The sequence below is a fragment of the Novosphingobium sp. UBA1939 genome, from assembly GCF_002336885.1.
GTDB lineage: Bacteria > Pseudomonadota > Alphaproteobacteria > Sphingomonadales > Sphingomonadaceae > Novosphingobium.
Genome location: NZ_DDFB01000110.1, coordinates 1 through 11310, shown reverse-complemented (window position 1 = coordinate 11310; position 11310 = coordinate 1). Strand labels below are relative to the sequence as shown.

Annotated in this window: 10 protein-coding genes and 1 pseudogene; 10 read left to right on the top strand and 1 reads right to left on the bottom strand. The window is 66.7% G+C overall.

The window, feature by feature from the left end; all coding sequences use genetic code 11:
- The 7 genes and pseudogenes from B3547_RS14330 to B3547_RS14300 form a co-directional block, all read left to right on the top strand.
- Positions 1-108, top strand: a pseudogene (locus B3547_RS14330) (UTP--glucose-1-phosphate uridylyltransferase); the annotation flags it as partial.
- Between the two features lie 105 nt (positions 109-213).
- A complete protein-coding gene (locus B3547_RS14325) occupies positions 214-1095 on the top strand; it encodes a glycosyltransferase (RefSeq protein WP_292964204.1) in 882 nt (293 codons plus the stop codon).
- Complete coding sequence (locus tag B3547_RS14320) at positions 1088-1915, top strand: ChbG/HpnK family deacetylase (protein WP_292964202.1); 828 nt, start codon at positions 1088-1090, stop codon at positions 1913-1915. Before B3547_RS14325 ends, B3547_RS14320 begins: the two co-directional genes overlap by 8 nt.
- Positions 1912-2469 (top strand): RNA polymerase sigma factor, encoded by a 558-nt coding sequence (locus tag B3547_RS14315; RefSeq protein WP_255352095.1) that lies wholly within the window; start codon positions 1912-1914, stop codon positions 2467-2469. The genes B3547_RS14320 and B3547_RS14315 overlap by 4 nt, the downstream gene beginning before the upstream one ends.
- Positions 2459-3415 (top strand): FecR family protein, encoded by a 957-nt coding sequence (locus B3547_RS14310; protein ID WP_292964199.1) that lies wholly within the window; start codon positions 2459-2461, stop codon positions 3413-3415. The genes B3547_RS14315 and B3547_RS14310 overlap by 11 nt, the downstream gene beginning before the upstream one ends.
- A gap of 25 nt (positions 3416-3440) precedes the next feature.
- Entirely contained in the window at positions 3441-5735 is a 2295-nt protein-coding gene (locus tag B3547_RS14305; protein WP_292964197.1) for a TonB-dependent receptor domain-containing protein, read from the top strand.
- A 140-nt stretch (positions 5736-5875) separates the two neighbouring features.
- On the top strand, positions 5876-7045 hold the full coding sequence (locus B3547_RS14300; protein WP_125954735.1) for a hypothetical protein: 1170 nt from the start codon (positions 5876-5878) through the stop codon (positions 7043-7045).
- 226 nt (positions 7046-7271) lie between these two features.
- Here B3547_RS14300 and B3547_RS14295 read toward each other — a convergent pair whose 3' ends face one another.
- Entirely contained in the window at positions 7272-8534 is a 1263-nt protein-coding gene (locus B3547_RS14295; RefSeq protein ID WP_292964194.1) for a Rieske 2Fe-2S domain-containing protein, read from the bottom strand.
- A gap of 115 nt (positions 8535-8649) precedes the next feature.
- On the opposite strand from B3547_RS14295, the gene B3547_RS14290 reads away from it, so the two are divergent.
- From B3547_RS14290 to B3547_RS14280, 3 genes are all read left to right on the top strand, one after another.
- Positions 8650-9819, top strand: a complete 1170-nt coding sequence (locus B3547_RS14290; RefSeq protein WP_292964192.1) for a Gfo/Idh/MocA family oxidoreductase — start codon at positions 8650-8652, stop codon at positions 9817-9819.
- On the top strand, positions 9816-10808 hold the full coding sequence (locus B3547_RS14285; RefSeq protein WP_292964190.1) for an ABC transporter substrate-binding protein: 993 nt from the start codon (positions 9816-9818) through the stop codon (positions 10806-10808). The genes B3547_RS14290 and B3547_RS14285 overlap by 4 nt, the downstream gene beginning before the upstream one ends.
- A 168-nt stretch (positions 10809-10976) precedes the next feature.
- On the top strand, positions 10977-11310 hold a 334-nt coding region (locus tag B3547_RS14280), incomplete at its 3' end, for an aconitase family protein (protein WP_292964188.1).

Below are 11310 nucleotides of genomic sequence, written 5' to 3'. Positions count from 1 at the left end.
TGCGGCAGCAAGACCGGCTTCGTCGAGGCCACGCTGGCGCTGTCGCTGGAACGGCCCGACATGGCGGACGAGGTGCGCGCCGTCGCCCGGAGGCTGCTGGGGCTTTGACCCCGGCCCCTTCGTTGTTGGCGCCCATCTGACCGAATTTTGAAAGCGCGGGAGGCGGGAATGGCCTCCCGCTGTCGTCTCATGCACGGACGGGGAGTTCTGTGCATGAGAGACGCGACGGGCATCACGGCAGGCATGAACGCATCGGGCGATCCCGCTGCGATGGGCGGCATTTCGCAAGGGCCGGGCGGCATCCACGCCTGGCACGCCGAGCGCTGGACCGTGATCGTGCCGTTCTTCAACGAACGCGCACATCTGCCATCCTGCATCGCCAGCCTGGCACGGCAGGACGTTCCGTTTCACCTGGTGCTGGTGGACAACGCCTCGACCGATGGCAGCGGGGCGGTGGCGCTGGCGGCGTGCGCGGCGGCGGGGGTATCGGCAGAATTGCTGGTCGAACAGGAGCCCGGCAAGGTTGCCGCGCTGCGGACCGGCCTCGCGGTGGCGGGCACCGAATTCGTCGCCACGTGCGATGCCGATACGCTCTATCCGCCCGACTATCTTGCGCGCGCCGCCAGTCTGCTGGACCGGGGCGCGGTCGCTGCTGTCGCGGCCACGCAACCGCCCGGCGCTTCGCGCTGGCAACGGCGGGTCGCGGGATGGAAGCTGGAGCTGACGTCGAAGCTGCTGCCGCAGCAGTGCCTGAACGGCGGCGCGGGGCAGGTGTTCCGCACGTCGGCACTGCGGGCGGTGGGCGGCTTCGACCCGCAGATCTGGAACTGGGTGCTGGAAGATCACGAGATCATGGCACGGATCGAGCAGCAGGGCCGCATCGCCTATCACCGGCACTTCGAATGCGCGCCGCTCGAGCGGTCCGGCTCCGGCCCGGCACCGGGATGGCGCTTCCACGAACGCATCCTGTACCATTGCTCGCGCGCGGCGAATCGCAAGGCGTTCTTCCACGCATACCTTGCCGCAAAGCTGCGCGCGCGTGCCCTCAGCAGTGAGAGGTTGAGACGCCATGAAAGCCAGCTGTCCCATGCCTGAGCGCTTCATCCTGTGCGCCGACGATTTCGCGCTCTCGCGCGGGATCAGCGAAACGATCGCCTCGCTGGCGGCATCGGGCAGCATCAACGCCGTCAGTTGCATGGTGCCCTTCGCGAACTGGGAGAAGGATGCACCCCTGCTGGTGGAGGCCGCGCGCGTGCGCGATCCGCGCCATGGGCCGCTGCACGTGGGGCTGCACCTTACGCTTTCCAGCGAGCGCCCGATCACGCGGATGTCCTGCACCGATACCGATGGCCGCCTGCCGGGCGCGGATGCGCTGATGGTGATGGCGCACCGGCGCAAGCTGGACCTGACGGAATTCCGTGCGGAAATCGACGCGCAGATCGCGGCCTTCGTGGCCGTGCGGGGCGCGGCGCCGGATTTCGTCGACGCGCACCAGCATGTCCATGTCTATCCGGGCCTGCGCGAAGTGGTGGTCGATGCCGTGCTGGAACATGCGCCGCACGCCTGGGTGCGCAACCCCGGTGACCGGCTGGGGGCGATGAGCCGCCGGCCGTTCATCGACAAGGCGATCGGATCGAGCCTCCACGCGGCCGGTTTCCGCCGGCTGCTGTCCCGGCGCGGCGTGGCGAGCAACCGCAGTTTTGGCGGGCACTACGACTTCACCACCGACTATGCCGCGCTTTTGCCGCGCTTTTTTGCCGCGCCTTCGGATATGCATGTGGTCATGTGTCATCCCGGTGCCGGCCATCTCGACGGCGATACGATCGCGGACGCGCGCATTCGCGAAGCCAGCGTGCTGGCCGCCGCGGCGCTGCCCGAACGGCTGGCCCGGATAGAGCGGGTGGTGCCTCTGTGAGTGAAGCCGGGCTGGAGCGCGTATTCATGGAACAGCGTCCGATGATCCTGCGATTGCTGTCTGCCCGTCTCGGTAACCGGGACGAGGCGGAGGAGACCGCGCAGGAGCTTTGGCTGCGGCTTCAGGATGCGCGTCCCGGCCCGATTTCCGATCCGGCCGCCTACTTGTTCCGCATGGCCTGCAACCTGGCCACCGACCGCCGCATCGCCGCGGGCCGCCGCGGTGCGCGCGAAAAGGCGTGGCAGGCGGTGCAGCCCGAAAGCGGGGAGTATCCGGACGCCGAACGCGGTCTGATCGCGCGCGGCGAGTTGCAACGGGTCGGAAGCCTGCTGGATGCGATGCCCGAGCGGATGCGCGACGCGCTGGTGATGTTCCGCCTGGAACAAAGGCCGCAAAAGGCGATCGCGCAAGAGTTGGGGATGAGCCTGTCGGGTGTCGAGAAACTGCTGGGAAGGGCTTACCGCCAGTTGGTGGCCGGTCTTGCCGATCCCGTGATGGAACCTGCCGCGCAAGGGGAGCGCGGCCAGCATGAGGTTGATTGCCATGAGCGCTGAAACGCACGAGGCCCAGGGCGGGGCAATGGAGGCGGCGATTGCGTGGCATGTGCAGATGCCCGCGATGGACGCCGCGCACTGGGCGGATCTGGTCGCCTGGCTGGAAGCCGCACCGGAGCATCAGGCCGCGTTCGACCGCGTGGCGGCGGCGGATCGGTTGCTGGTCGAAGCGCCGGTTCTGCGCCAACGGTCTGGCGAAAAGGTGCCGGCGCCGCCGATGCTGGTGAGACGCGGATGGTGGCGCGCGGGCGCTGGAGTGGCGCTGGCGGCCTCGCTGGCCGGCGTGGCGCTGTGGACGGTCGCGCCGCGTGATCGCCAGCCGACGACCTTCGCCACGGCCGCCGGCAAGATGCAGACCGTGCGCCTCGCCGAAGGCACCGCGATCGTGCTCAATGGCGATACGCGGCTGGCCCGGGGGGATGGTGAACGCTCTGTCCGGCTGGATGGCGGCGAAGCGCTGTTCGCGGTCCGCCATCGCGCCGATGCTCCTTTCACGGTGGAGGCGGGCCGCTACCGCATTGTCGATGTCGGAACCGTGTTCAACGTCCGGCGCGATGCCGGGCGGCTGATGGTTTCGGTCAGCGAAGGCAGCGTCATGGTCGATCCGGATGGCGCCCGCCTCGCCCTCCACGCTGGCGAGGGTTTGACGATCGACGAAGCAAGCGGTCTTGCCACGCGGTGGAAGGCGGCGTCGGTCGGTGGCTGGCGCAACGGCGAACTGGATTTCGACCAAGCGACGCTGGCCGATGTGGTCGCCGCCTTCCATCGCCGGAATGGAGCGGAAATCCGGCTGGAGGGCGGGTTGTCGGCCCTCCCGTTTACTGGCAATGTCCGGCTTTCGGGTGAGACAGCGCGCGACGTTGAACATCTCGCGCGTCTGGTCGGAGTTGATTGCCGTCGTGAAGGCGAAATCTGGGTGCTTTCGCCGTCCAAGGTTCGTAGCTAGCGCCCTGCTGGCGCTGGGCTGCTGCTTGCCGCTCACGCCGGTTTTCGCCGCCGATCGTGCCGCCATTTCCTTGCCGGCCGGATCGCTTTCCGTCGCCCTGCGTCACCTGGCCGAAAGCACCGGCAGCGAGATTGTTTCGGTCGATCCCGCGGTGGCGGCGGTGCGCGTGCCGGCGCTCAGGGTAGGGTCCGATCCCGCGCGCGCGTTGGCGCAACTGCTCAAGGGAACCGGCTATCGCGCGGTCAGGATCGGTGCGCGTGGTTTCCGGATCGAACGGACGCCGCTTGCGCGCGTGCGTCCGCGCGCGGCGCCTGCCAGTTTCCCTCCCCCGGCCACGGTATTGCAGCCACCGATCGTGGTGGTGGGAGGCAAGTTTCCCACACCGATCATGCTCTATCCGGGAAGCGTGGGGCGGATGCCCGGCGAAGAAAGCTCCCGACTGGGCGACCCGTCCTCGCTGGACAGCATGGCGCGTGCGCAACCTATCCTGCAGACCACGGCTTTCGGGGAAGGGCGCAACAAGATCTTCATCCGTGGCATTGCCGACAGCAGCTTCAACAGTTGGACGCAGCCCACGACGAGCATCTACTTCGGCGACGCGCTGTTGGGCTTTGGTAGCCCCACGCCCAACCTCAAGCTGCATGATATCGCATCGGTGGAAGTGCTGGAGGGACCTCAAGGCACGCTCTATGGCTCCGGCTCGATTGGCGGCGTCATCCGCATAATGCCGAACGCGGTCGATCTCGATCGCTATGCGGGATCGGTTACGGGAGGTGTCAGTGTTTCCCCGGATGCCACCACGGGCTGGGATGGCTCGGCCATGCTCAACCTGCCCCTGCTCCGTTCGGAAGCGGGCGTGCGGCTGGTGGCCTATCGCGAACGGGATGGTGGCTACATCGATGTGCCGGGGCTGGGGCACAACCGCAACGTGGTCGATGTGGCGGGAGGGCGCGGCGCGCTGGCGGCCCGGCTGGGCGATGGCTTCCGCGTCGAGGCCAGCGGGCTGTACCAGCGCACCGATGCGCGGGATGCCCCTTATGCCGATGCATCCGGCGCGCTTTCGCATCGTGCGGCAATCGCGCAACCCTATTCCAGCGAATTGGGGCTTGGCCGCCTCTATGTGGAATACAGCGCGCCGAACGGGATGCGGCTGACATCCACCGCCAGCCTCGGGGCGCGGTCGGCGCTCGATACGTTTGACGCCACCACCCCGGGCTCCCCCCGGCGCGCGTATCAGACACAGCGGTCGACCCGCACGTTTTCTTCGGAAACGCGCTTGTCAGGGCCGCTTGATCGGCCGGTTACGTGGGTGCTGGGGCTTGCCTATGAACGGGTGCGCGATGGCCAGTCGCGCTCGCTGGGCATGCCCGAGGCGCCGCCCGAACTGGACGAGCTGACCAATGTTACCCGCAGCGGATCGCTGTTCGGACAGGTCACCTTTCCCTTGCTGGGCGCGATCAAGGCGACGCTGGGCGCGCGTGCCACCACCGCGCGCACCGACAGCGAACCATCGCGCGGCGGCGTTTCCTCACCGATCAAGGGCAAAGGTGCCTCGCGTATCGACCCCACGGTGGCGCTGCTCTGGCCGGTCCTGCACGATCTTTCGCTTTTTGCCCGGTTTCAGACCAGCTACCGCAACGGCGGCGTTTCCGTGGCGCGCGGGGTCGGCAGGGTGTCGGAGTTCCAGGCGGATTCGATCGTGATGGGGGAGATGGGGCTTCGCCGTTCGCGATCAGGGCCGACCGGGCTCTCGTTCTCCGCTGCGGCATCCTATGCCCGGTGGCAGAACGTCCTGGCCGAACTGGTGAGCGCGAAGGGGTTGCCCTATACCACCAACGTTGGCGACGCGAAGATCTTCGCGCTGGAAGCGACCGGAAACTGGGTGATCGTGCCGGGGCTGGAAGCGGAAAGCTCGGTGTTCTTCACCTCGAACCGCACGACTGGCGCGCTGCCCGCCCAGTCCGTCGGCCGCGACCGGCGGTTGCCGGATACGCCACCGTTTTCAGCCGCCGCCAGCCTGCGTTACGGCTGGGGACGTGGCATCACCACCTATCGGGCTGGATTGGACATGCGCTACGTCGGGCGATCGGTGCTCGGGCCGGGGGCCTTGTTCGATGTCTCGCAGGGCAATTATGCCGTGGCTGACCTCCATGCCGGGCTGCGCCGGGGGCCGGTCGATTTCTCTGTGGCGGCGACCAACCTCTTCAATACCCGCGCCAGCCGCTTCGCGCTGGGCAACCCCCTGCTGCTGTACAGGCGCGATCAGTCGGTGCCCGTGGAACCGCTGACCGTGCGGTTCGGCGTGTCGGTGGCCTGGTAGGGGCGAAGCCGCGAAGGCGTTGGCTTTCGCGCCGTGCGGATTACCGCCATCGTGGCGCCATCTCCGGAAATTAACCGCAATTCTTCGCGGCTCCTCAATCGCTATTCCCCATGATTTCCCCGACACTTGGGGGATTTACCGTGCGCTCTACCATCGTGGCGGCGTGTGCCGCGTTCGCTGTTCTTCTGCCGGCCGCCGCCTCGGCGGAACCTGTGTTGCAGCCGATCCAGATCGGCGCGGAAACGCTGCGTTTCGACCAGGGCGTGCCGACGCTCGATCTGCAACGGCAGCAAGGCAGCGTCCAGATCCGGCCGCTGCCACTGGATCACGGCAGCCCGGCCTTCAGTGTCGCGGTGTTCAACGCTAGCCCGCGTTCGGCGAATTTCGGGATCGAGAACCTGACCGTGCAGGCCGGCGACAAGCCGGTCAGCGTATTCTCCGTCGACCAGCTTGTCAGAAAAGCGAAGTCCCGCGCGCGGTGGACGCAGATCGGCATCGCCATGCTGGGTGGAATCGCCGCCGGCGTGGCAGCGAGTCAGACCGATACTTATCACGGCTACATCCGCACGCCACGCGGGTCCTATGTCAGTTCCTACAGTGGCCCCAGCGCATTCGGGCAGCTTCAGGCAACTGCGCTCACCGCCGGCGCCGCGCATGGCATCGCGGCCGTACAATACAATCTGGACCGGACGCGTGATGTCCTGGGCGATTCGATTGTGCAGACCACCACGCTCTATCCCCAGCAGAGCTATGCCGGAAAGATCGTGCTCGAGAAGATTCCGCTGGATGAGCGGCCCGTGCGGATTTCCATCGTGGTGATGTGGAACGGCGAACAATATCCATTCGCTTTCCAGTTCGCCAAGGCGGGAACCGCTGCGCCCGTGTTCCATGCCGTCGATTCGGCACCTGCCCAAGCATCCGCAGAACCTTCCATGGCGGCGGCCGCCTACCCGGCCCGTCAGCCCCGGCCCGCACCCGCACCCGCAACGGGCGGCGCCCGTTCGCAGGACATCAACGCGTTAATCACCAAGACCGCTCTCTACATGGAACGCCCCACCGAATTGGATGACGGCACCGTCATTTCGGAATTTGCCGTATCCGGAAGCGAGCTGCGTCTGACGGCCGCGCTGCCAAAGGGCATGGCCGAATTTTCCGATGGCACCCGCATGTCCGCAAGCCGGGCCATCTGCGGACGCCGCGCGTTCGTTCCGCTGTTGCAAGGCGGCGCCACGATACGGGCGACCTATTCTGCCAGCAGCAAGCGGCGCGCCGAAGAAATCATCGTGACATCAAGCGATTGCGTCAGTTGAGGTGTCGGGGCGGGAATATGGTGGGCGGTGACGGGCTCGAACAAATTATTTAACATGCGGAAATAAAATAGTTTTTAGACAGCTGTTTTAGGGTGCCCCCCATCGACCCACCCTAAAATTGTTGAAATGCGAAGGCGAAACAGAGGGCTCACATTTCCGCCGAGGCTGGCCAGCGGCCCAGATTTGTGGCCGTTGCTGATCTGATGCCGGCGCGCCTTGACCTCGGTCAGGGCATGACGGGTTCGGGTGGCTGCGCAAGCCGCCAGTCGTTGCCATGCCGGACCATGCCTTCAAAGGTGAAGAGATCGCTGTTGCGATAGCCACGCGCGGGCGGTTCGGCATCGGCGTTCATGGCCAGGCCGAGCATGACCTTGCGGAATTCGAAGATGGCCCGGTCGCTCGATCCCAGCCTGTCGTGGCTGCGGTCCGCGATCGGCCCCATTGATTCCCACATCGCCATGTCCTGCGTGGGGATGCCCTTGATGCCGGTGAAATCCCCGGCCTTCATCGCCGCGCGATCCTGCAGGTAGCCGTTCTGCGCGTTCCGGAACTTGCGGAAGGTGATCGGATCGACGTCCACCCCGGGCACCGCGTCGCAGAACCGGCGCCAGTCTTCGGACGAGATGCCTTTCGTCTCGTGCCAGGCGATCCAGTAGAACATGCAGTTCACGTCATCGATCGGCACCAGCATCTGCGCCAGCTTGTAGCGGTCGGTCGGCGGGATCATCACGGTGAACGGCGCGACGAACAGCGTGGTGCGGACGTAGTCCTGCTGGTCGGGGTCGTGGATCGGCGTGCGGATCGCGGCATAGCGGAAGCCGAACGGCGCGCGCTCCACCTGCAGGCGTGGGGACTTGTCGGCCGAAGGGCGCAGCCACTGGCTGGCGGTGGCGGTCGATCCGCTGACGTCGGTTGCGGTCGGCATGTTGGAGGAATGCAGGCTGCTGCTGTGCGCGGAATCGATGGATCCTTCCAGCACTTGCGCCCAGTTGCATTCGGCATGGATCTTCACGATGGCGATCCGGTCGTCGGGTGCCTTGGTCCACACCGGCGGGTCGAACGGCGCGGGGTTCTCCGGATCGCCCATCCAGGCCCAGACGAACCCGCCGGCCTCGCGCGCGAGATAGGCGCGTGTGCGTACCGCCGTGCGCAGGCGCGCATCGGCCGGCTCGGAAGCCATGTCGGTGACCTTGCCGTCCACGTCGAACTTCCAGCCGTGGTAAAGGCAGCGCAGCCCGCATTCCTCGTTGCGGCCATAGACCAGCGAGGCGCGCCGGTGCGGGCAGCGCTCGTCGAGCACGCCAACGCGCCCTTCGGTATCGCGGAACACCACCATGTCCTCGCCCAGCAGGCGGGCGCGGCGCGGGGTGCCGTCCGGCTCGGCCACTTCCTCGCTCATGCAGACCGGCATCCAGTGGCGGCGCATGACCTTGCCCATCGGCGCGTCGCCCTCGACGCGGCAGAGCAGGTCGTTCTGTTGTGGAGTCATGGCAATTCCCGGCAGGCATTGAGGCGCGCGGCGGCGCGAAAGGAGATATACTTTTAATACTAAGTAATTTGCAATTCAAGAGCGTGCCGGATATGATCCGCGCCGGGAGAGCGGCATGGGCTTGCGGGTGGCGGTGATAGGGTTGGGGCGCGGCGCGGTGTTGACCGTGCCCGCACTGGCCGCGCAGGCGCGGATCGAACTGGTGGCCGGCTGCGATCCCGACCCGGCGGCGCGGGCGGGGTTTGCCGCTCGCCACGGCGTGCCCGCCTGCGAGACGGTCGAGGCGCTGCTGGCGAATGCCGATTTCGATGCCGCCTATATCGCGTCGCCGCACGAGTTCCACGCCGCGCATACCCTCGCGATGGCTGGTGCGGGAAAGCACGTGCTGGTGGAAAAGCCCATGGCGGTGACGCTGGCCGAGGCGGCATCGATGATCCGCGCGGCCGAAACCGCCGGCACCGTGCTGATGGTCGGGCCGAGCCATGGCTATGATCCCCCCGTGGAGGCGGCAGCGGCGCTGGTAGCGTCCGGCGCGGTGGGGGGCGTCAGGCTGATCCATGCCTTCAACTACACGGATTTCCTCTATCGTCCCCGGCGCCCGGCCGAGCTGGATACCGCGCGGGGCGGCGGCGTGATTCTCAGCCAGGCGACGCACCAGATCGACATGGTGCGGCGGATCGCGGGCAGCCCGGTCACGTCCGTGCGGGCGTGGACGGGCGGCTGGGACGCGCGCGCGACGGAGGGGGCGTTCACCGCGCTGCTGTTCTTCGCCAATGGCGCGGTCGCGAACCTGACCTATTCGGGCTATGCGCGGTATGACAGCGATGCGCTGGCCGGCTGGGTGGGCGAAATGGGCGGCGCGAAAAGCCCGGCGGCGCACGGGCAGGCGCGCGCGCGGCTGGCGGCGATCGACGAGCGGCAGGCCAAGGCTGCCCGCACGTTCGCGGCGGGCGCGGTATCGTCAGGCGCGTCGAAACATCACGAGCGGTTCGGCTCGGTGTTGATAACCTGCGAACAGGCCGACCTTGCCCTGACGCCATCAGGCCTCGACATCCACGCCGACGACGGCGTGCGCCGCGTGGCGGTTCCCTTGCCATCCATCCCGCGCGCCGGCGTGGCCGAAGCGTTCGCACACGCCGTGCTGGATGGCTGGCCGGTGCCGTTCGATGGCCGCTGGGGGCTGGAAAGCCTGGCGATATGCCACGCCATTCTCCTGTCCGCGCGCGAGGGCAGGGATGCCACGCCGTCCGAACTCTTTCCGAATGTATCTGAAAGAACGCTATGAGCCGTCTATCGATCTCGCTCGCCTGCTGGAACTACGATCGTACCCAGGCGCTGGCCGACGGCACGATCCGCCCCGATGGTATCGATCTGAACATGCAGACGCTGGATGTGGAAGAGACGTTCTTCCGCATGCTGCGGCACCGCGAATTCGATGCGGCGGAAATGTCGCTGTCATCCTATTGCGTGTCGCTCGGCCGCCCCGATCCGGCGTTCGTGGCGATCCCGGTGTTCCCTTCGCGCCTGTTCCGCCACAGTTGCATCTTCGTCTCGGCGAAAGGCGGGATCGAGCGCCCGGAGGACTTGGTGGGCAAGCGCATCGGCGTGCCGGAATACCAGATGACCGCGCCGGTGTGGATTCGCGGCATCCTGGCCGACGAGTACGGCGTTGATCCCGCCAGCGTCACCTATCACACCGGGGGCGAGGAGCAGCCGGGGCGCGACGAGAAGCTGAAGCTCGATTTGCCGGAGCGCTTCCATCTGCGGCCGATCGGTCCCGGCCAGACGCTGTCGCGGATGCTGGCCGATGGCGAGATCGACGCGCTGCACACCGCGCGCACGCCCAGCACGTTCTACAGCGAGCCGGACAAGGTCCGCCGCCTGTTCCCCGATTTCGTGCCGTTGGAGCAGGACTACTACCGCCGCACCGGCATTTTCCCGATCATGCATGTCATCGCGATCCGGCGGGACGTGTACGAAAAGAACCGCTGGATCGCGCGTTCGTTGCAAACGGCGTTCGAGGCGGCACAGGCGAAAGTCTATGAGGAACTGCTGGTCACCGCCTCGCTCAAGACGATGCTGCCCTGGCAGATCGCGGCGGTCGAGGAAGCGGTGGCCCTGCTGGGGCGCGACTGGTGGCCCTATGGCTTCAAGGCCAACCGTGCCGTGATCGATACGTTCCTGCGCTATCACCACGAACAGGGCCTTTCGCCGCGCCGGTTGCAGCCGGAGGACCTGTTTGCGGAGGAATGCTTCGAAGCCTTCCGGATATGAAAAGTCGTGCCGCCGCGTGGCGTCGTCATCCGAAACGGACTTGTCCCGGTTTGCCGGCATTCCTATAAAGTTAGTAATCGAAGTATTTCAGCCGTTCCATGCGGGCGTTTCGGGGAGCTTGCGTTTGCGTATTGGAATCAGGGCTATGCGGCGGATTGGTGACATCCGATGACCAGTGCGCGCACGCTCTATGACAAGATATGGGACGCGCACGCGGTTGCGGCGGACGACGGCGATACGCTGCTCTACGTCGATCTGCACCTGCTGCACGAGGTCACTTCGCCCCAGGCCTTTGCCGGATTACGCCGGGAAGGGCGGGCGGTGCGCCGGCCGGAGCGGGCGCTGGCGCTGTCCGATCACAACGTGCCGACCGAAGGGCAGTCCGCCGGGGTTGCCGCCGTCACCGACGTGCAGGCGCGCGCGCAGCTTGCGGCGCTGGCGGAAAACGCGGGAAGGCATGGAATCGAGCAGTTCCCGATGGGCGATCCGCGCAACGGCATCG